Genomic DNA, 21,972 nt, shown 5'->3' on the forward strand with positions numbered 1-21,972 from the left:
GAGTAGTATAAATACGCATACGCACGTCATCCTTTTTTACTACCCCTAACCCATGGACACCACCGTTGAAACGTAGTCTGCTTTTTTCTGCCGCGCTGTGTGCGGCGTCATTGACATCTGTCCAGGCGGCACAGCCTATCACCGATCCGGTCTTCGCCTCTGATATCGTCGATCGTTACGCCGATCATATCTTCTACGGCAGCGGGGCGACGGGAATGGCACTCGTGGTCATTGACGGTAATCAGCGCGTATTTCGCAGTTTTGGCGAAACACGCCCTGGCAATAATGTTCATCCGCAGCTGGATTCGGTGATCCGCATCGCCTCAATTACCAAATTGATGACCAGTGAAATGCTGGTCAAATTACTCGATCAGGGCACGGTAAAACTGAACGATCCATTGAGTAAATATGCACCGCCCGGTGCACGAGTCCCGACCTGGCAGGGAACGCCGATCACGCTGGTGAATCTGGCGACTCATACCAGCGCCCTACCCCGCGAGCAGCCAGGCGGTGCGGCAAAACGCCCGGTATTTGTCTGGCCAACGCGCGAACAGCGCTGGAGTTACCTCTCTACCGCCACGCTGAAAGCTGCTCCCGGATCGCAGGCCTCCTACTCGAATCTGGCGTTCGATCTACTGGCCGATGCGCTGGCAGCCGCGTCCGGTAAGCCTTATCAACAGCTGTTTGAAGAGAAAATTACCCGACCGCTCGGGATGAAAGACACCACGTTTACGCCTTCACCCGATCAGTGCAAGCGCCTGATGGTCGCCGAAAAAGGGGCCAGCCCGTGTAACAATACGCTGGCGGCTATGGGCAGCGGCGGCGTCTATTCGACGCCTGGCGATATGATGCGCTGGATGCAGCAGTATCTCTCTTCAGACTTTTATCAGCGCAGCCAGCAGGCTGACCGGATGCAGACGCTGATTTATCAGCGTACACAGTTAACCAAAGTAATTGGCATGGACGTGCCAGGCAAAGCCGATGCGCTGGGCCTGGGCTGGGTCTATATGGCACCGAAAAATGGCCGCCCGGGGATTATTCAAAAAACCGGTGGGGGTGGTGGATTCATTACCTATATGGCGATGATCCCGCAGAAAAACGTAGGGGCCTTTATTGTGGTCACCCGTTCTCCGCTGACCCGATTTACCAATATGAGCGATGGTATCAACGATCTGGTGAGTGAGTTGAGCGGAAACAAACCCCAGGTTATCCCCGCATCCTGATTTAGTACTCAAAAGGCAAACGGTTAATATTCACCAGTTTGCCTTTATTCATTTCAATGTAGCCGCCTTTACGCAGTGCTGCGAGAACTTCTGCGACGACAGAGCGTGAAATACGTGTACGTTGGTGGATATAGTTCATAACACCAACGCGAGAGCGCAGTAACTCATCCCATTTCATCATGGATATCAGCGTGGCGCGGATTTGATCGTAGGAGTTATTGCCAATTAATTGCAGGTCGCGTAATTCAAGCATGCAGTGCTGCCATGCTAACCAGCTAAAGGCTTCGCGCCATAGCTGGCATTGTTCAATGATATTAATCGTTTGGGACGCGGGCAGATAATACCCCGTACAGTAACCTTCTGTTATTAATCTATATTGAATATCTGTTTTCATCACACCATCAGCAAGTCCCATAATAAACGGTGCCTGTGTAATGCCAACCAGTATGGTTTCTCCTCGCCTCAGCGAGACAACCCCCTTTAAAACAACAAAAGTGTCGTTTTTATTTACATCACTGGAATATATTATTTGTTTTTCATTTTCATATTCAAAACGCTCGCCATATTTCGACAAACATTTATCCAGCTTACCAAATTCCAGAAAAGGCTTATCTACAGATAACATTTACGCATTCCTTGCATAAAAGCCCGTCAAATCCTTGACGGGCTTATTGGGATTAAAATACCGAGTCCTCTAATAGGAATTCTTACCAGGTATATTTAACGCCTGCATTCGCAGACCAGTCTTGATCTACGTCACCACCGCCGAGGTAGCTGGCATCGGTATATGCGCTGAAGTTTTTGGTAAAGCTGAACTGAGTACCCAGTCCAACACGTACCGCAGAACCTTCTGTACCATTGTCGATGGAATCACCGTTGACGTTAGCATCGTTACCCGCATCGTCATAAACGTACGCCAGTTTGAAGTACGGAGTCAGCGCCTGGTCATCGCTGTAAGCGAAGGTATAACCGGCATCAACACCCAGTTCATAACGCATGCTGTCATAAGACTGACCGTCAACTTTCATGTCGTTGCTCAGCTTATAGTCATCACCAGACTGGAACAGACCGGATACGCTACCGTAAGGCGTCACGTAACCTGCGTCACCCAGTTTCAGGTCATAACCCAGTTTCAGACCGAAGCCCCAGGCATCAGAAGCACTGCTACCGTCAACGTACTGACCGTTGCTCATGTTAGCAGACAGATCGTTGTTGAAATGAGAGTAGTTCAAAGAACCATCAATAAAGAGGTTGTTTGCGAAGCGAGCAGAAGAGTAGATATAGGCAGTCTGGCTATCCTGATCCACCTGTCCGCTGTTATCGCTTACGTCACCTTTCGCAAAGCCCGCTGCGGCACCGACAATCCACTGTGCATTGTTACCGTCAACTTTGGTATCAAGGCCGACCATGATGCCGTTAACGTCCTGATCGTAGTTAATGGTGCCGTTGTCGCCGTTGAAGCTGCCGCCGAAGTAGCTCACCCACGCGCCACCGTTATCCGCCAGACCGTGACGTGCATTGGTCAGACGCGTACCGACAGTATCCTGCTGCAGGTTCCAGATATTGGTGTTAGCAGACGGGATGCTCAACGCCATGTTCGCGTAGTCTGTCAGTTCCATCTGCTGCAGAACAACGGTGTTACCCTGCAGCTGCGCCTGATAAGTGTAAGCACCTAGGTCAGCTTTGTTAGCCGCAGAGAAGGTCGCGTTGCTGTTCGTGTCGTTAACGTAGATCAGCTCGTTACCTTTGTAATCAGCAACAGAGCCTGCACCAGTGGCGTTATCGATGCGAACTTTATAGTTACCGGTTGCCGCTGCGACGTGGTCACCGTCGTTATCAACTTCAGACTGATCGCCTGAAGTGTCAGAATCGCCATTACCGTTGATAGTCAGATGACCATCAGAGTTCATCGCGATCACGCCGTAACCGTAGTTAGACTGGGTCGTATCGTTGGTGCGATCGTTGGTCAGATCAGCATTCAGCACATAGTTGGTGCTGTTGATATCGAAAACACCGGCATTGACATTGTTGTAAGCGTCGGTGTAACTGGTCAGGTTCAGTGTATCAACTTGCAGTGCATCGCCCGTGCTGTTGCCGACATCCAGAACACCGTTGTTGGTAACGTTAATGGTATTGGCATACAGCGCAGCACTACCTACACTCCAGCCAGCAGCAACATCATCAGCAATCGTTACAGTACTGTTGTCGATAGACAACGTATCCGTCGCAACATGACCATCTTCATTGATGTTCAGTGCAGAAGCACCGGTCAGGGAGATGGTGTCGGAAATCAGAGTTGAATCGCCAACATTAACCACGGAACCGCTGTTGATACTTAAGGTATCAATCAGAGACGTTTTAGTGGTATCCCACTGTGAGGCACCGTTCAGCGTCACATTGAACAGACCGCTCTGATAAACAGAATTGCCCACCACATGACCATCTTCACCATAAGCACTGTTATCACTGTCAATACCATAGGTCGAATCAGGCCACAGGCTATTAGCAGCGATGTCGATCAGCGTTGCAGTGGCTTCAGTGCCAGCAGCATAGCTGTCGTAAACGCCGTCCGGAGATGTTGCATCCAGAATGCCGTCACCGTTTGTATCTACAGTATTTTCGAAAACACCATCGTTATTAGCATCTGTACCAATATCAACCTGATGTACAGACATTGCCGCACCAACCCACTTACTGCCGTTGTTCAGGGTCAGATCCAGACGATCTGTACCATCCCAACCATTGGTATCCAGGTCGGCATCAGTATCGCGGTAGGTATCAGCACCGTTCGGGAAGAAGTTCTCATCGAAGTTGCTGGAGAAAAGCACATCCCCCATGAGCGTGGAATTATTAAACGTTGCGGTGGTCTGCATCGCGTTATCTGCATCTGGATGGGCAATAACGGCCAGTGCAATATCATCAGCAGTATAAGAACCGCTGTAATCGCTGGCATTGCTAGTATTACCAAACCAGCCAGTGGTACCTTCATCAGACCATGAACCTGAGGTTACAGTAGAATCAGTCACAGTGATCGTATTGTTAAACACTTCGCTGCTGTTTACGCCAGTGCTGACGGTGTTATCGTCAGTATCTTCCCACTCATAACCCTGAGTCAGAGTAATACCTGCGACATGAGAGTTATTGGAGATAGACAGATCAACTTCTTGATCCAGGGTGATAGCCGTACCCAGGTTGTAAACATCTACAACGTGTGAATCAACTGCGTCATTATAGCTACCGTTGTAGGTATAATGTTCGTAATTGTCATCGATAGTTGTGTTGATAACGCTCATCGCCAGACGATCGTAGTAATAGTCGGTACCACTACGGTTAGTACAATCCGTCGTCTTTATACATTCGGACGTTACCATACCGTGAATAGTGCTGTTTTTAATCGTCAGACTATTGGTATTACTGTTAGTCGAAAGACCATCATCCAGATAGTAAGTCGAAATGACACCATTAACGGTGGAGTTATTAATTACTGGGTAAATATCACCGTTATAAATACTATCCGTGTCGTAGTTATTCCAGCCAACATATCCATCATAGTAAACACCATCGCTGTAGGAGGCATCATTGTAATGATTGAACGTGGTATAGGTAGTTCCAGAGATATCAGTTGAAGCATTCGCCTGAGAAGTGATTGCCAATGTGCAGGCTAATGCTAATTGTGAGACTACGAGTTTCTTTTTCCAAGTGTGCATTTGTCATCCCTCCTCAGGGACGTAATATAGTTGATCCATCAATTATTAATGCATAGTAAACATATTATGTTTCGCCGAAAGATTATGCGGCGTCATAGATAAAAGGTTCAATTATTCTTTACTTTAAGTCCGAATGCGGACAATAAACGAAATACAAACAAAAAAAGCATAAACCTTTTACTTTCAGTAAATTATGGGAAAATTAATAAAATAAACCATACAATACAATGATAATTAAAAACAAAACCACAAGGACAGCAAATAAACAAACGCACAATGAAAGGTATTCAATCAACTATTAAACAAAATCAAACCCACAGCAAAACCTATTGATATTAGAAATGATAAATTCAATAAAGTATAAATAGCGCATATTAAATTTTTAAAAATACGGTACGCGGGTTTCACTCGCATAAGGCCAACTTTCGTAAAACACCCACACACAGGTTGAGGTATACTACGGCCTTCGATTCCACAAACATCAGGCATACCATGACAGACCTAATCCAACGCCCTCGCCGCCTGCGCAAATCCCCTGCGCTGCGCGCCATGTTTGAAGAGACAACACTCAGCTTAAATGACCTGGTGTTGCCGATCTTTGTTGAAGAAGAACTCGACGATTACAAAGCCATCGAGGCCATGCCCGGCGTGATGCGCATTCCAGAGAAACATCTGGCACGCGAAATCGAACGCATTGCCAACGCCGGTATCCGCTCGGTGATGACCTTTGGTATTTCCCACCATACCGATGACACCGGCAGCGATGCCTGGAAAGAAGACGGACTGGTGGCGCGCATGTCACGCATTTGCAAGCAAACCGTGCCGGAGATGATCGTCATGTCCGACACCTGCTTCTGCGAATATACTTCGCACGGTCACTGCGGCGTATTGTGTGACCACGGCGTAGATAACGATTTAACCCTCGCGAACCTCGGTAAACAGGCAGTGGTTGCCGCCGCGGCGGGTGCCGACTTTATCGCACCGTCCGCCGCCATGGACGGTCAGGTGCAGGCTATTCGCCAGGCGCTGGACGCCGCGGGCTTCACTGATACCGCGATCATGTCCTACTCCACCAAGTTCGCCTCCTCCTTCTACGGCCCATTCCGCGAAGCCGCGGGCACCGCGCTGAAAGGCGATCGTAAAACCTACCAAATGAACCCGATGAACCGTCGTGAAGCCATTCGCGAATCACTGCTGGACGAAGCCCAGGGTGCAGACTGCCTGATGGTGAAACCGGCCGGTGCATACCTGGATATTCTGCGTGATATTCGCGAACGCACCGAACTGCCGATTGGCGCCTACCAGGTCAGCGGCGAATACGCGATGATCAAATTCGCTGCCCTGGCAGGGGCAATAGATGAAGAGAAAGTCGTGCTGGAAAGTTTAGGCTCGATCAAACGCGCAGGCGCGGATCTGATCTTCAGTTACTTTGCCCTGGATCTGGCTGAGAAAAAAATTCTGCGTTAATGACGCAGTGTTGCCGGATGGCGGCTTCGCCCTGTCCGGCCTGCACGCCGGGGCCCGGTGGGCAAAGCGCCATCGGGCACGTTAGCTCGCACGATAGTAAGGCTTGTCTCCGAGAATCGTCGCCCGGTGCATAATGCGCCGCTGCGGCAGGTAGTCTGCATTGGCATAATGCTGCGTCACGCGGTTATCCCAAATCGCCACATCGTCAGGCTGCCAGCGCCAGCGTACCTGAAACTCCGGTTTGGTGATGTGGGCAAACAGAAATCCGAGCAGCGCCTCACTCTCTTTTTCCGTCACATCGACAATTCGTGTCGTGAACCCTTCATTCACAAACAGCGCCTGTTTGCCGCTCACCGGATGCGTTCGCACTACCGGATGCAGCAACGGTGGGTGCTTTGCCACCGCCTCCAGCCAACGCTGATGCTCTTCTTCGGTATTACGGTATTTGAACTCCTGAAACGATTTACGGAAATCATGTTCGGCCCGCAGGCCGCTCAGCAATTGGCGAAAAGGTTCTGAAAGCGCTTCAAAAGCGGCAATGCCGCTGGTCCACAGCGTATCGCCACCTGTTGATGGCAGCTCTTTTGCCGCCAGAATCGCCCCGGCAGGTGGCGTCTCAATAAAGGTTACATCGGTGTGCCAGTTGTCGTTATCCGGCGGATTGTCGTTGTGGGTATCGAGGACGATGATCTCCTCAACGCCCTGCGCATGCGGGTAAACCGGATGGATATGCAAGTCGCCAAAACGCAACGCCAGCGCCCGCTGCTGCTGTGGTGTGATCGCCTGCTCGCGCAGGAACACCACCTGATGACGAAGTACCGCGTGGTACAACTGTTCAAACTGGTTATCGCTCAGCGGTCGCGTCAAATCCGCCCCGGTGACCTGCGCACCTATATAGGGCCCCAGCGGGAAAATGCTCAGACGTTCACTCATTGTACTTCTCCATGCCAGGGCGTCAGACGGCGCTGAAGCGCACGCAAACCCAATTCTAAAATAAAGGCGATCACGGCAATCACCATAATTCCCGCCAGCACCACATCCGTTGCCAAAAACTCACCGGCTGACTGCACCATAAACCCCAGACCTCGCGTCGCGGCAATCAGCTCCGCCGCCACTAATGTCGACCACCCCACACCCAGTCCAATCCGCAGCCCAGTAAGAATTTCCGGCAAAGCACCCGGTAAAATTACAAACCACAATACCTGTGCGCGGCTGGCCCCCAGCGACTGAGCGGCCCGCACCCGCACCTGCTGCACACTTTTGACGCCCGCCAGCGCAGACATCGCCACAGGGGCAAAAATCGCCAGATAGATCAGCAGGATCTTCGAGGTTTCGCCGATGCCAAACCAAATAACCATCAGTGGCAAATAGGCCAGCGGCGGTACCGGACGATACAGTTCAATGATCGGATCGACGATCCCGCGTACCGTCGGACTCAGCCCCATCGCGATCCCCACCGGCACGCCGAGCAGCACCGCGGCCAGCAGAGCAATGACGATACGCGTCAGGCTGGCGGCCAGATGCTGCCACAGCGTGGCATCCATAAAGCCCTGCGGTCCGGCAATGACGATAAGTTTTTGCAGTACCTGCCCCGGCGGCGGTAAAAACAGCGGGCTGATGAATTGCAGTGCCGCCACTGCCCACCACACCACCAGAAACACGCCCAATGTGCCAACACTTAACGTCATCTGACGTGAAAGCGGCCAGCGCCAGCGCAACGCACGCGGACGGGGTTTGTCGTTAATCACCACGCTCATGAGAACGCCTCCCGTTGCGCGAAAACGCGGCCTAGCACGTATTCACGCATGGCAATAAACTGGGGATCGGATTTAATGCTGCGACTCGGCTCCCCGGCCACAAAGCGGCGGGCGAAATTTAGCGGTAAGCGTTCCAGCACCCGGCCCGGTCCCGGAGACAACAGCACCAGTTCGGTCGCCATAAACACCGCCTCTTCGATATCGTGGGTAATCAGCAGCACCTGTTTGCCGGTCTCCTGCCACAGCGTCAACAGCAGGGTTTGCATCTGCTCGCGGGTAAAAGCATCCAGCGCGCCAAAGGGTTCATCCAACAGCAACAGTTGCGGATTTGCCGCCAGCGCCCGGGCAATGCCGACGCGCTGACGCTGACCACCGGAAAGCTGCCAGATAAAGCGCTTTTCCGCGCCTTCCAGCCCAACCTTCTTCAGCATGTCCTGCGCAATGCGTTGACGCTGTAACTTCTCTACACCGGCCAGTTGCAGGCCAAATCCGACGTTATCCTGCACGTTACGCCACGGCAGCAAGCCTTCGTTCTGGAATACCACGCCGCGCTCGGCCCCCGGGCCTGTCACTTTTTTACCCGCCAGCACGATGCTGCCGTGCTGATACGGCACAAACCCGGCAATCAGATTCAGCAGCGTGGTTTTGCCGCAGCCGGAAGGCCCGAGCACCACCAGCAGTTCACCGCCGTCGAGCGTCAGGTTGATGTCGTCCAGCACCGGCTTTCCGTCATAGCGGGCGGCAAGATGAGAGATTTGCAGCATCAGCGCCCCCTTATTGCACGAAGCGATCGGTAACGTACTGGCTGTAATCCGTCGCCACAGCAGGCACTTTGCCCTGCTCTTTGAGGAACTGCGCAGTGTCGATAATCGCTTTATTCACCGGTCCTGTCAGCTCGGCGGTTTGCTGCTGCGGTGTCAGGTAGGTGTTACCTTTTACCAGTCCCGGAATATCCGCTTCCGGCACGCCGCTTAAGCGCGACAGCTTGCTGATGTTGTCCGGCTGCTTTAGCCATTCATCGGGATCAGTAATATAGGGCTGTTGGGCATCAATCGCGCTTTTGGCAAAGGCCTTCACCACCTCAGGATGCTGCTCGGCAAAATCTTTGCGCACGACCCACACGTCCAGCGTCGGCGCGCCCCACTCACCTACTTTTTCCGAGTCGGTTAACACCTTGCCGTCTTTTTCCAGCGCGTTCACCGCCGGTGCCCAGACGTAGGCGCCGTCAATATCCCCGCGCTGCCAGGCGGCAATAATCGCTGGCGGCTGCAGGTTCACAATCTCCACCTGACCGGGCTTGATGCCCCAGTGTTTTAACGCGGCCAGCAGGCTGTAATGGGTGGTGGAGATAAACGGCACGGCAATACGTTTACCGATCAAATCCTCAGGTTTGTTGATGCTTTTCTTCACCACCAGCGCCTCGGAGTTACCGAGTTTGGACGCCAGCAGGAACACCTCAATCGGTACCTGTTGGCTGGCCGCAACCGCCAACGGGCTGGAGCCAAGATTGCCAATCTGTACGTCGCCAGACGCCAGCGCCCGGACGATGCTCGCCCCGCTGTCGAACTTACGCCAGTCAACGGTGGCCCCGCTCTCTTTAGCAAATGTGTTGTCCGCCTGCGCCACTTTGGCCGGTTCAGCGGAGGTCTGATACGCGACGGTGACGTTCACCGCCTGCGCCTGAAATGCAACCACTGCCAGTACGGCAAGGAGTGTATTACGCGATGATATAGCCATGATTGTCTGCTCCCCTGTCTTGTTATGTGGGGCAGTATTTCGTTACGGCACACTTTGATAAAGGAATTAAAAATTCTGGCTAAGAACAAAGCGTTTTTAGAAAAAAAGCGGCAATAGTTAGCTATTTCGCTCATGACAGATGGAATTCGTAGGCCTGATAAGCGCAGCGCCATCAGGCACTGTTGCCGGATGGCGGCGCAAGCGCCTTATCCGGCCTACAACACCTGCAAATTATTGCGATTTTGTTACATTCGTTACATAACAGCATCCCGGTGATTGCCAGCGTAATGCGGGCAGGCATCATAGACGCCATTGTCAGACAAGAGAGCAAGAAAATGATCCATGTTGTGCTGGTGGATGACCATGTGGTGGTGCGTTCCGGCTTTGCGCAATTACTCAGTCTTGAAGATGACCTTAACGTCATCGGTCAATACAGCAGCGCGGCAGATGCCTGGCCTGCGTTACTGCGCGATGACGTCAGCGTGGCGGTGATGGACATCGCTATGCCGGATGAAAATGGTCTGAGCCTGTTAAAACGGCTGCGGGCGCAGAAACCCAACTTTCGCGCCATAATTCTCAGCATTTATGACGCGCCGACGTTTGTGCAAAGCGCGCTGGATGCCGGTGCCAGCGGCTATCTGACCAAACGCTGCGGGCCTGAGGAACTGGTACAGGCGGTACGTTCAGTGGGCATGGGTGGGCATTACCTGTGCGCTGACGCATTGCGGGCGCTACGCGGCGGCGAACAACCCGCCCAGGTGCTGGAAGTCCTCACCCCACGCGAGCGCGAAGTGTTTGATCTGCTGGTCAAAGGCGACAGCGTGAAAGAGATCGCCTTCAAGCTCGACCTCAGCCACAAAACGGTCCACGTCCACCGCGCCAACGTGCTGGGTAAACTGCAATGCCACAGCACTATTGACCTGGTGCATTTTGCGCTCGACCATCAGCTACTGACGGGGCACTGATGTCGCGCTCGGCTCGCCATTGGGTGATCTCCCTGTTTATCCTGCTGGCCTGGGGTTCGGGCTGGCTGATGCTGTGGACGCTGGGATTTTACCTGACCCAAAACGGTCAGCAGGCAGCGCTATTTCTGCCACACGGCGTCTATCTCGCACTCTTGATCCTACTGTCACGCCGCTACTGGCCCGCGCTGGTACTACCACCGGTGCTAATGCTGTTCTGGCTACACAGCGAACAATTATTAAATGGTTATATTCTGCTGGCCGCACCGTTAATTAGCCTGATCCCGGCCAGTATCGGCCAGTCTTACTGGCACCGCTTCCCACTCTACTGGCAGCGCTTAACGCTGCTACTGGCCGCCGTCACCGTCACCGCATTGCTCAATACCGCCCTCCTGTCGCCCTTTATCGAAAGCCCGGCGATGTTAATTGGCCTGGCGTCGTTTACCGGCGGCGTGCTGTTGACGCCATTTGTTTATTTGATTTACGAATTTCTGCGCCAGCAGCACCGCTATCATTTGCTCGGCCTGGACACCCGTAATCCGCCGCTGCGCACCTCGCTTATCATTTGGTGCAGTCTGTTTTTTATTATCGGCATCGGCACTCAGATGGTGCTGTCACCAGACATTGAGCGCCTGCTGCTGATCGTAGTGTTTCTGCCCAACGTGGTGATGGCATGGAAGTTTGGCTGGCAGGGCGGCGTATTATCCGGGTTGCTTGGCAGCATGATGATCACCATCGCCCGGCAAATCGGTGTGGGGTTCAGCAATTTACTGGAACTGGAAATTTTTCTCGCTACCCAGGCGTTGTTGGGTATTGGCCTGGGTATCGCTATCAGCCGCCAGCAGCATCTGGCGCAGAACCTGCACCACTATCGCCAGCGTCTGGAAGCCGAGCTGACGGCACGACGGGCGTTAACTGAGCAACTGATCCGCAGCGAAGAAAATACGCGCAAGAGTCTGGCGCGGGAGCTGCACGACGAAATTGGGCAAAACATTACCGCCATTCAAATCCACTCTCAGCTGGTCAAGCGAGCACAGGATCCACAGCAAACGCTGGACGCAGCGAATCAGATCAATGACCTTGCCCGGCGCATTCATCACTCCACCCGCCAGTTGCTGCGCCAGCTGCGTCCTCCCGCGCTCGATGAACTGTCCTTTCAAGACGCGCTCCATCATCTGGTGAATGAGTTTGCCTTTGCCGAACGGGGCATCCGCTGCCGGTTTGACTATCGGCTGGAAAATACGCCAGACAATGAAACGGTCCGCTTTACGCTGTACCGACTGTTGCAGGAGTTACTCAATAACGTTTGTAAACATGCCGACGCCAGCGAGGTGTCGATTACGCTCCGCCAGCAGGAGCACAGCCTGGTTCTGCACGTTGAGGACAACGGCGTGGGCATTCTGCCAGAAAAAATCCCCGGTTTCGGTATTCAGGGAATGCGTGAACGGGTAAGCGCACTGGGTGGCGAGCTAACGCTTGAGTCGCACAACGGTACGCGGGTAATTGTTAACCTGCCCACAAATTTGCAACAAACCCATCATTAACCAGGAAAAAGTCTTAGTCACTCTGGACTTTCTCTCATCCCCTTTTGCTTTCACTTTCCTATAGTCAGCACAAATGGAGACCGCCATGCACGCACGCGCATCACGCGAAACAGATCAACGCTACCGGGCGCTACGTCCCCGGCTACTGATGTGCATGGTCATTGGCTACGCCGCGTTCTACCTGACGCGCAAAAGCGTCAACTACGTGCTCCCAGCGCTGCAAACGGATCTGGGGCTGGATAAAAGTGATATTGGCCTGCTGGGTTCGCTGTTTTATCTGACCTACGGCCTGTCAAAGTTCACCGCCGGATTATGGCATGACAGCCACGGGCAGCGGGCGTTTATGGGCATCGGCCTGTTTGCCACCGGCGTCTTAAACGTGGTGTTCGCCTTTGGCGAATCACTGACGCTGCTGCTGGTGGTGTGGACGCTCAACGGGTTTTTCCAGGGCTGGGGCTGGCCCCCCTGCGCCCGCCTGCTGACTCACTGGTATTCGCGTAACGAACGCGGTTTCTGGTGGGGCTGCTGGAATATGTCTATCAACATCGGCGGAGCCATCATTCCGCTGATTAGCGCCTTCGCCGCCCACTGGTGGGGCTGGCAGGCAGCGATGCTGACACCGGGGATAATCAGCATGGCATTAGGGATCTGGCTCACCCTGCAACTGAAAGGCACGCCCCAGGAAGAGGGATTACCGACGGTTGGAGAATGGCGGCAGGACCCGCTGGAACTGCGCCAACAGCAGCAAAGCCCGCCGATGGGGCTGTGGCAAATGTTACGCACCACCATGCTGAAGAATCCGATGATCTGGCTGCTGGGCGTGTCATATGTGCTGGTCTATGTGATCCGCATCGCGCTTAACGACTGGGGCAACATCTGGCTGACCGAAAGCCACGGCGTGAATCTGCTCAGCGCCAACGCCACGGTGATGCTGTTTGAAGTCGGCGGCTTGCTCGGCGCGCTGTTTGCCGGATGGGGATCAGATGTGCTGTTCAGCGGTCAGCGCGCGCCGATGATCTTGCTGTTCACGCTCGGGCTAATGGTCTCTGTCGCCGCCCTATGGCTGGCACCGGTTCACCACTATGCGCTGCTGGCGGCCTGTTTCTTTAGCGTGGGCTTCTTTGTTTTTGGCCCACAGATGTTGATTGGTCTGGCCGCCGTCGAATGCGGACACAAAGCAGCCGCAGGTTCGATCACCGGTTTTCTCGGGCTGTTTGCCTATCTCGGGGCCGCGCTGGCGGGTTGGCCGCTGTCGCTGGTCATTGAACGTTATGGCTGGTCGGGAATGTTCAGTTTGCTCTCGGTTGCCGCTGTCGTTATGGGTTTATTGCTGATGCCGCTGCTTATTGCAGGCATTACCCCTTCTCTCAGTCAAAGGATAAAACAATGAAATTGACGCTTACCTCTACCCTGATTGCTTCCACCCTCGCGCTGGCGGCGTTAAGCAGCGTTGCCCAGGCTGAAGGTCGTCTGGTGGTCTACTGCAGCGCCACCAACGAAATGTGCGAAACCGAATCCAAAGCCTTCGGTGAAAAATATGATGTGAAGACCTCATTTATTCGCAACGGCTCCGGCAGTACGCTGGCGAAAGTGGATGCCGAGAAGAAAAACCCGCAGGCGGATGTCTGGTACGGCGGAACGTTGGATCCGCAGTCTCAGGCCGGAGAGATGGGTCTGCTGCAGCCGTATAAATCACCGAAACTTGACGAGATCATGGAGAAATTCCGCGATCCGGCGAAAGTGAAAGGTAACCTCTCCTCCGCCGTTTACGTCGGTATTCTGGGCTTTGGCGTCAATACCCAGCGCCTGAAAGAGAAAAACCTACCAGTGCCAAAATGCTGGAAAGATCTGACTAAACCGGAATACAAAGGCGAAATCCAGATTGCCGACCCACAAAGCTCCGGCACCGCCTACACCGCGCTGGCAACCTTCGCCCAACTGTGGGGGGAAGATCAGGCCTTTGATTACCTGAAGCAACTCAATGCCAACGTTTCTCAGTACACCAAGTCTGGTATTGCCCCGGCGCGTAACGCTGCCCGTGGCGAAACGGCGATCGGCATTGGCTTCCTGCACGACTACTCGCTGGAAAAAGAACAAGGCGCCCCGCTGGAGCTGATTTCGCCGTGCGAAGGCACCGGCTATGAAATTGGCGGCGTCAGCATCCTGAAAGGCGCGCGTAACCTCGACAACGCCAAACTGTTCGTTGACTGGGTACTGTCAAAAGATGCCCAGGAACTGGCATGGAAGAAAGGCAAATCCTATCAGATCCTGACCAACACCACCGCCGAGACGTCACCGAACTCCCTGAAGCTCGACGACCTGAAGCTTATCAATTACGACATGGATAAATATGGTTCTACCGATGTTCGTAAAGCGTTGATCAATAAGTGGGTTAGCGAAGTGAAGATGGGCAAATAAAACATGATGACCTTCTTCGGATAAGGTTACGTAGGCCGGATAAGGCAACGCCGCATCCGGCAATGATCGTCACCCTGAATGCCGGATGGCGCACAAGCTTATCCGGCCTACATCAGGATTGAACACCGGAACCGCTATGTCACAGACACTTGCACTCCATCCCGTGAAAAAACGGGATGCGATATTCCTTTGGGTTTTACTCGGCTGGCTGGCGTTTGCCCTGCTGCCAAGCTGGAGCCTGGACTATGGACTGCTGGAGTCCACGCGCGAGGAAATACTCGCCGCCTACAGCTGGTCACATTTCAATATTAGCTGGTTGTGGTATCTGCTACCGAGCCTGCTGCTGGTACGTCCGTTCCAGGAAGCCAAACGCGAGCAGCGCAGCCGCCACACTCTCGACGCGAGCTGGTCGCTGTTCTGTATGGCCTTTATTGTCGCCAGCGCCACCCTTGAAGGACGCGGCCTAGGCTATGCCACCATCGTGCTGTTTGTCGCGCTGGGCGCGATTATGACGCTGGCGCTCACCCGCCTCGAATGGCTGGGTGGCGACCGTTTCGTTATCGGATCGCTCACCGCCATTGTCGCGCTGATCGGGATTTTTATCGTCTGGCCGAGCATCGCGATTTTCATTCCCATGTTCACCAACGACGCCGGAGAGTTTGCCCCGCTGGCGTTTATGAATGTGCTGTCGCAGGCGCATATCATTCAGGTGATCCTCAACTCCATTATGCTGTCGATCGCCGTCGGCGTCGGCTGTACCTTCTTCGGTCTGGTGCTGGCGATTTACACCACTCGTATTGCCAGACGCAGCGCCATTATTGGCCGCATTTTCTCGATCCTGCCGATCGTGACGCCGCCGTTTGTCGTTGGCCTTGGCGTCACCTTAATGATGGGCCGTTCCGGCTACATTACCGAATTAATGGTGGACTGGTTTGGCTTAACCAACACCAACTGGCTGTACGGGTTTACCGGCATCTGGTTGGCGCAGGTGCTGGCCTTCACCCCGATGGCGTTTATGATCCTCGACGGGGCGATCAAAACCATTCATCCGTCGCTGGAAGAAGCGTCGTACACCCTGCGCGCCAGCCGCTGGCAGACCTTTAACGGCGTGTTTGTCCCGCTGCTAAAACCGGCGCTGGCAAACGCCTTTTTGATTGTCATTGTGCAGTCGCTGGCTGACTTCAGTAACCCGCTGGTGCTCGGCGGTAACTTTGACGTGCTGGCGACACAAATCTACTTCTACATCACCGGTTCACAGCTCGATTACCAGGCCGCCAGCACGCTCGGTGCGTTCCTGCTGCTGTTCTCCCTGCTGGTGTTCTGCGTGCAGTACATGTGGATCGGCAAACGCTCGTACGTCACCGTTTCCGGTAAATCATACCGTGGCGACGTGCAACCGCTGCCGGTAACGCTGGTGTGGAGCGTAGTCGCGCTGCTGGCGGTATGGATCGCCTTTAACGCCCTGCTGTATGGCAGCATTTTCTACGGCAGCTTCACCGTTAACTGGGGCGTGGACTACACCCTGACGCTGGCGAACTTTACCAAGTTGTTTGGTCAGGGGATGAGCGACGGCGCGTGGCCTTCGCTACTCGACACCCTGCTGTACGCCGGGATCGCCGCGCCGATCACCGCCATCTTCGGGCTGCTGATCGCCTGGATTGTGGTGCGCCAGCAGTTTAAAGGCAAAAAAACTATCGAGTTCACCACCATGCTGTGCTTTGCCGTTCCCGGCACCGTGGCGGGTGTCTCGTATATTCTGGCCTTTAACAGCGCCCCGGTGTACCTCACCGGGACGGCGGCCATCGTCATTATCTCAATGGTGATGCGTAACGTGCCGGTCGGCATTCGTGCAGGCATTGCGGGCTTAGGGCAAATCGATAAATCTCTGGATGAAGCCTCGCTCAGCCTGCGTGCCGGTTCGCTACGGACCATCACGCACATCCTGCTGCCGCTGCTACGCCCGGCTATCCTCTCCGCACTGATCTACAGCTTTGTGCGCGCCATTACTACCGTCAGCGCCATTGTGTTCCTCGTCACGCCAGATACCCGCGTCGCAACGGCCTACATTCTGAACCGCGTGGAAGACGGTGAATACGGCGTGGCCATTGCCTACGGTTCGATCCTGATCGTGGTGATGCTGGCGATTATTTTCATCTTTGACTGGCTGATCGGTGAATCACGTACCTCCCGTTCAAAAGCCAAAAACCCGGCGTAATGGAGCGCACTATGACTCAGAAAAATTTCGTTGAACTGCGCAACGTCACCAAACGTTTTGGCAGCAACACGGTTATCGACAACATCAATCTCACCATCCCGCAAGGGCAAATGGTGACGCTGCTTGGCCCTTCCGGCTGCGGCAAAACCACCATTTTGCGCCTGGTTGCCGGACTGGAAAAACCGAGCGAAGGACAGATTTATATTGATGGCGAAGACGTTACCCATCGTTCCATCCAGCAGCGCGATATCTGCATGGTGTTTCAGTCTTACGCCTTGTTCCCACATATGTCGTTGGGTGAAAACGTCGGCTACGGCCTGAAGATGCTCGGCGTATCGCGCAGCGAACTGAAAGCGCGGGTGAAAGAGGCGCTGGCGATGGTGGATCTGGAAGGATTCGAAGACCGCTATGTCGATCAGATCTCCGGCGGGCAACAGCAGCGCGTGGCGCTGGCCCGGGCGCTGATCCTCAAACCGAAGGTGCTGTTATTTGATGAACCGCTGAGTAACCTCGACGCCAACCTGCGACGCAGCATGCGTGACAAGATCCGCGAACTGCAAAAGCAGTTTGATATTACCTCGCTGTACGTGACCCACGATCAGAGCGAAGCCTTCGCGGTGTCCGACACCGTACTGGTGATGAACAAGGGACATATCATGCAGATCGGCTCACCGCAGGATCTGTACCGCCAGCCCGCCTCGCGCTTTATGGCGAGCTTTATGGGCGATGCCAACCTGTTCCCGGCCGCGTTCAGCGAGGCGTTTGTCGATATTTACGGTTATCGCCTGCCAAGGCCGCTGCATTTCGCCACCCAGGGAGAAGGTACGGTTGGCGTGCGTCCGGAGGCAATTACGCTCAGCGATCGCGGCGAGGAGAGCCAGCGCTGTGTGATCCAGCACGTCGCCTATATGGGGCCGCAGTATGAGGTCACGGTAGAGTGGCACGGGCAGGAAATTCTATTGCAGGTCAACGCCACGCGCTTACAGCCAAACGCTGGCGAGCAGTATTACCTCGAAATCCACCCGTACGGCATGTTTGTGTTAGCAGATACCGTGTGATTGATGCCGGGTGGCACACGTTGTAGGCCGGGTAAGGCATCAGCCGCCACCCGGCACAAATTCAGCGCTGGACGTTCAATTCAGCAATATCCGCAGGCGTGGTGCGACAGCACCCGCCAATCAACCGGGCGCCCGCCGCACGCCACTGGGGTAAATAATCCGCCAGCGTTTTACACGCTTCACCGTGAGTGTGCCAGGTTTTGCTCTGCGCATCGTAATGCTCGCCGGAGTTGGGATAGACCACCAGCGGCAGTTCCGTTAAGCCGTGTAAATGCTGCAACGCCTCGGTAGTGTTTTCCAGCGCAATGCAGTTGATACCAATAGCCAGCACCTGCGGGTAGTTTGCCAGTAACGCCACCACTTCGCGCAGCGGCGTGCCGTCGCTCAGGTGTTCGCTGTCACGCAGGGTAAACGAGAACCACGCCCGCGCACGCGGGTATCCCGCCAGCAGTTCAGCCAGCGCCTTAATCTCAGTAAAATTCGGCAGCGTTTCGCAGGCTAACAGGTCAGCTCCGGCGTCCAGCAGCGCTTCAACGCGCGGTCGGTGAAACCCCTGAAACTCGTCTTTGCTGCGCACGTAATCGCCACGGTATTCCGAGCCATCCGCCAGATACGCGCCATACGGTCCCACAGACCCGGCCACCAGCAATGTACCCGCCTGCGGGTTTTCCGCCAGATACGCCTCGCGCGCTTTACGCGCCAGCTCTACGCTTTTGCCAATCAGTGCCTTCGACTGCGCCTCATCCAGACCTCGGGCGGCAAAACCTGCCGGCGTGGCCTGATAGCTGGCGGTGATCGCACATTGAGCACCCGCCCGGTAGTAATCTAGATGGACTTCGCGGATAAGCTGCGGGTTTTCTACCAGCACTTTCGCTGACCACAGGCTATCGGCCAGGTTACAGCCGCGCGCCTCCAGTTCCGTCGCCATCGCACCATCCAGCAACAGGAAATCCTGTTTCTCAAGAAGGGTACGTAACGGATTATTCTGCGACATGGTGTGGCTCCTGTTTTACTTTACGGGGTTGAGTAAGGAAATAAGCACCATAGCACAACGCCACAAACGGTAACCCGCACCACAACGCAATTCTCTGCGCGGGATCGAAGGCCAGGCCGACACAGGCCACCAGGCACAGCACAAACCCCAATACGGGAACCAGCGGATACCACGGCGCACGATAATGCAATTCACTCACAGCCTTTCCTTGCTGTAAGTGACGGCGGCGAAAAACAAAATGCGAAGCGCAGATGCTCAGCCACACCGCCACCACCGCAAACCCGGAGATCGCCGACAGCGCCACAAATACCGTATCCGGGGCGATCACGCTGGAAAACAGCGCCAGCACGCCGCCGAGCATGCTGACCGATATGGCTGTCAGCGGCACGCCGTTTTTGGTTACCCGCGCAAAACAGGCGGGCAGCGTACGTTCATTCGACAGCGACCACAGCATGCGCCCGGAAGCATACAGTCCTGAATTCGCAGCCGAAAGAATGGCCGTCAGGATCACGACGTTAAAAATATCCGCCGCATATGGAATCCCCACCTTCTCAAACACCAGCACAAACGGGCTTTTCTCCACTCCCGCCTGCTGCATCGGGATCAATGCCGCCAGCACAAACACGGTGCCAATAAAGAAAATAATCAGTCGTGCGATAGTGGTACGAATCGCCACCGGAATCACCTTGCGTGGGTTTTCCGTTTCGCCCGCCGCGATGCCGATAAGCTCGGTTCCCGAGAAAGCAAAGTTCACCGCCACCATGGTCATCAGGATCGGCAGGCCGCCATGTGGAAACCAGCCTTCTGCGGTGAGATTGCTCAGCCCCGGCGCGGGTGAACCATCCTGCATCGGGATAAAGCCAAAAATGGCCGCCCCGCCGAGGATAATAAAGGCGATGATGGTGATGACTTTTACCAGCGAGAACCAGAATTCCCCTTCGGCAAAAAAGCGCGTAGAAATGACGTTCAGGCCAAAGATAACAACGCAGAAAACCACGCACCAGATCCACACCGGCACCTGTGGGAACCAATACTGCATGCAGAAACCGGCGGCGGTAAAGCTGGAGCCAAGCGCCACGGTCCAGGTCAGCCAGTAGAGCCAGGCTACGGTGTAACCCGTCGCCGGGCCGAGATAGCGCGCGGCATAAACGTGAAACGCGCCGGTTTCCGGCATCGCCACCGACAGTTCACCCAGACATTGCATCACCAGCCAGACCACCAGCGCGCCAATCAAATAGGCCAGCAGCGTCCCCGCCGCCCCGGTGGTGGAGATGATGTACCCGGTATTAAAGAATAACCCTGTGCCAATCACGCCACCTAAAGAGAGCATAATCAGGTGACGTGTTTTCATTGTGCGCTTCAGTGGCGCATTTTGTTGTGTTGTTTGCATATGACCTTCTAAACGTATGGACATCTAAACATCCAAAGAAGGTTTGTTATACCGCGTTTGTAAACACAATGCAAAGTTAGCCCTGCACCAGACGCAGATGCCCGCGCCGGGCGCTCAACACAGGACGAGGATTAACAATAAGATACAAAAAAGGTCGCCAGGCCATAACGCCTCCGCTATCAGGGTTTATTCAACTCTGGCAACGGAGACGTCCAATGACGTTCCCCCGAAAGTAGGAACCGCGCGTCACACCTCATACGTCCGGATGAGCGCACGGTCAGGAGTCGCTGGCTTGAACCTGTATCTGTGATTTACGGCTCATCAGCACAAACACCGCCAGCCCGGCCAGCAAAATACCCGGTGCGGAGGCCGCCATCACGCCTACCGTTCCAGTGCCCAGCGCCAGCATTTTCCCCGCCAACAGTGGACCACTCATCGCCCCGAGGCGCCCAACGGCCACCGCGGTGCCTACGCCGGTGGCGCGGATGGGGGTGCTGTAAAACAGCGGAGCCAGCGCATACAGCACGCTTTGGCCGCCGGTGGCAAACATCCCTGCGACAAATCCGGCCACCAGCATACCGCTCAATGACGACACCGTACCGAGCGCCAGCAGTGAAGCCAGCATCCCGGTGTAAATCAGTAGCGACATCACCACCGGGCGCAGTTTATCCATCAATGCACCGAGGATTAACGTCCCGCTGGCCGCGCCGATTTGCAGGGCAAACATCACGCCCGCCGCCTGTGAGGGACGAAAGCCCTGTTCAACCAGTAGCATCGGCAGCCAGTTGATCAGCATATACACCACCAACAGGGTGAAGAAATAACACAGCCACAGCAGCAACGTGGCGGTCGCGGTGGCAGGGGCAAACAGCGCACGCAACGGTGCGGCGGCGGCCTGCGTTTGCTGGGCATACACGTGTGATTCCGGTAGCCAACGCATCAGCAACGGCACCAGCAGCAGCGGGATCACCCCACCAACCCAGAACACAGTTTGCCAGGCGGAGGCCACACCGCTAAAACCCAGCGCCGCCGCCAGCGCTGCGCCAATCGGCACCCCGCAGTACATCAGGCTCACCGCGGTGCCGCGAAAGCGCGGGCCTGCGGCTTCGGAGGTCAGCGCGATCAGGTTCGGCAACGCCGCCCCCAACCCGACACCGGTCATCAGACGGGCAAACACCAGCGACGAGAAATCCCAGGATATCGCCGTCGCCAGCGAAAACAGGCCAAACAGCGCCACGGAGCCAATAAGGATCCGCTTGCGCCCATAGCGGTCAGCCAGCATACCGCCCACCAGCGCGCCGGGCAGTAATCCCAGAATACCGGCGCTGAAGATCCAGCCCATCTGCATTTTATCTAACGCAAAAGCCTGGGCGATGCCGACGGCAGCGATACCGGCGGCCTGTAAATCCAGCCCTTCCATCAGGGCGACTAAAAAACACAGCCCGACGGTCAGCGTCAGACGGGAGGAGGATGCGGGGGTACGGGTTGTCATGAGGTGTA

General features: G+C 54.9%; 17 protein-coding genes. 8 read left to right on the forward strand and 9 right to left on the reverse strand.

Annotation, left to right across the window (positions count from 1 at the left end; all coding sequences use genetic code 11):
- Nucleotides 1-65 precede the first annotated feature (65 nt).
- Nucleotides 66-1,223, forward strand: coding sequence for a D-alanyl-D-alanine-carboxypeptidase/endopeptidase AmpH (gene ampH, locus IB214_RS18870; protein WP_096758119.1), 1,158 nt, complete (start codon nt 66-68; stop codon nt 1,221-1,223).
- Between the two features lies 1 nt (nt 1,224).
- Here ampH and iprA read toward each other — a convergent pair whose 3' ends face one another.
- Together iprA and ehaB are read right to left on the reverse strand one after the other, a co-directional pair.
- Nucleotides 1,225-1,848 carry a hydrogen peroxide resistance inhibitor IprA gene (iprA, locus tag IB214_RS18875; RefSeq protein WP_117342102.1) on the reverse strand — a complete coding sequence of 208 codons (624 nt, stop codon included), beginning with the start codon at nt 1,846-1,848 and terminating at the stop codon, nt 1,225-1,227.
- Nucleotides 1,849-1,930: 82 nt separating this feature from the next.
- The gene (ehaB, locus tag IB214_RS18880; RefSeq protein WP_117342101.1) at nt 1,931-4,930 is read right to left on the reverse strand and encodes an autotransporter adhesin EhaB; all 3,000 of its coding nucleotides are present in this window, start codon (nt 4,928-4,930) and stop codon (nt 1,931-1,933) included.
- Nucleotides 4,931-5,422: 492 nt separating this feature from the next.
- On the opposite strand from ehaB, the gene hemB reads away from it, so the two are divergent.
- Nucleotides 5,423-6,397, forward strand: a complete 975-nt coding sequence (gene hemB / locus IB214_RS18885) for a porphobilinogen synthase (RefSeq protein WP_117342100.1) — start codon at nt 5,423-5,425, stop codon at nt 6,395-6,397.
- 81 nt (nt 6,398-6,478) lie between these two features.
- Here hemB and tauD read toward each other — a convergent pair whose 3' ends face one another.
- Genes tauD through tauA form a run of 4 tightly spaced genes read right to left on the reverse strand, consistent with a single transcriptional unit; the run spans nt 6,479 to nt 9,891 of the window.
- Nucleotides 6,479-7,330, reverse strand: a complete 852-nt coding sequence (gene tauD, locus IB214_RS18890; protein WP_117342099.1) for a taurine dioxygenase — start codon at nt 7,328-7,330, stop codon at nt 6,479-6,481.
- A complete protein-coding gene (gene tauC / locus IB214_RS18895) occupies nt 7,327-8,154 on the reverse strand; it encodes a taurine ABC transporter permease TauC (RefSeq protein ID WP_117342098.1) in 828 nt (275 codons plus the stop codon). The genes tauD and tauC overlap by 4 nt, the downstream gene beginning before the upstream one ends.
- Nucleotides 8,151-8,918: a taurine ABC transporter ATP-binding subunit gene (gene tauB, locus IB214_RS18900; protein WP_096758124.1), complete on the reverse strand. Its 768-nt coding sequence runs from the start codon at nt 8,916-8,918 to the stop codon at nt 8,151-8,153. Before tauB ends, tauC begins: the two co-directional genes overlap by 4 nt.
- 10 nt (nt 8,919-8,928) lie before the next feature.
- On the reverse strand, nt 8,929-9,891 hold the full coding sequence (tauA, locus tag IB214_RS18905) for a taurine ABC transporter substrate-binding protein (RefSeq protein ID WP_096758125.1): 963 nt from the start codon (nt 9,889-9,891) through the stop codon (nt 8,929-8,931).
- A gap of 335 nt (nt 9,892-10,226) precedes the next feature.
- On the opposite strand from tauA, the gene IB214_RS18910 reads away from it, so the two are divergent.
- The 6 genes from IB214_RS18910 (at nt 10,227) to fbpC (ending at nt 18,088) form a co-directional block, all read left to right on the forward strand.
- Complete coding sequence (locus tag IB214_RS18910) at nt 10,227-10,856, forward strand: response regulator transcription factor (protein WP_115259273.1); 630 nt, start codon at nt 10,227-10,229, stop codon at nt 10,854-10,856.
- Nucleotides 10,856-12,397 (forward strand): MASE1 domain-containing protein, encoded by a 1,542-nt coding sequence (locus tag IB214_RS18915; protein ID WP_117342097.1) that lies wholly within the window; start codon nt 10,856-10,858, stop codon nt 12,395-12,397. The genes IB214_RS18910 and IB214_RS18915 overlap by 1 nt, the downstream gene beginning before the upstream one ends.
- Before the next feature lie 85 nt (nt 12,398-12,482).
- Nucleotides 12,483-13,787, forward strand: a complete 1,305-nt coding sequence (gene uhpC, locus IB214_RS18920; protein ID WP_115259276.1) for an MFS transporter family glucose-6-phosphate receptor UhpC — start codon at nt 12,483-12,485, stop codon at nt 13,785-13,787.
- Nucleotides 13,784-14,815 (forward strand): ABC transporter substrate-binding protein, encoded by a 1,032-nt coding sequence (locus tag IB214_RS18925; RefSeq protein WP_117342096.1) that lies wholly within the window; start codon nt 13,784-13,786, stop codon nt 14,813-14,815. Before uhpC ends, IB214_RS18925 begins: the two co-directional genes overlap by 4 nt.
- Nucleotides 14,816-14,951: 136 nt before the next feature.
- Nucleotides 14,952-17,030, forward strand: coding sequence for an iron ABC transporter permease (locus tag IB214_RS18930; RefSeq protein WP_117342095.1), 2,079 nt, complete (start codon nt 14,952-14,954; stop codon nt 17,028-17,030).
- Nucleotides 17,031-17,041: 11 nt separating this feature from the next.
- Complete coding sequence (gene fbpC, locus IB214_RS18935) at nt 17,042-18,088, forward strand: ferric ABC transporter ATP-binding protein (protein WP_117342094.1); 1,047 nt, start codon at nt 17,042-17,044, stop codon at nt 18,086-18,088.
- Nucleotides 18,089-18,149: 61 nt separating this feature from the next.
- Here fbpC and mmuM read toward each other — a convergent pair whose 3' ends face one another.
- The 3 genes from mmuM to mhpT form a co-directional block, all read right to left on the reverse strand.
- On the reverse strand, nt 18,150-19,082 hold the full coding sequence (gene mmuM, locus IB214_RS18940; RefSeq protein WP_117342093.1) for a homocysteine S-methyltransferase: 933 nt from the start codon (nt 19,080-19,082) through the stop codon (nt 18,150-18,152).
- The gene (gene mmuP, locus IB214_RS18945) at nt 19,069-20,472 is read right to left on the reverse strand and encodes an S-methylmethionine permease (protein WP_117342092.1); all 1,404 of its coding nucleotides are present in this window, start codon (nt 20,470-20,472) and stop codon (nt 19,069-19,071) included. Before mmuP ends, mmuM begins: the two co-directional genes overlap by 14 nt.
- Before the next feature lie 277 nt (nt 20,473-20,749).
- A complete protein-coding gene (gene mhpT / locus IB214_RS18950; protein WP_096759464.1) occupies nt 20,750-21,964 on the reverse strand; it encodes a 3-(3-hydroxy-phenyl)propionate transporter MhpT in 1,215 nt (404 codons plus the stop codon).
- Between the last annotated feature and the right edge of the window lie 8 nt (nt 21,965-21,972).

This window comes from Citrobacter sp. C1 (assembly GCF_014596895.2).
GTDB lineage: Bacteria > Pseudomonadota > Gammaproteobacteria > Enterobacterales > Enterobacteriaceae > Citrobacter > Citrobacter gillenii.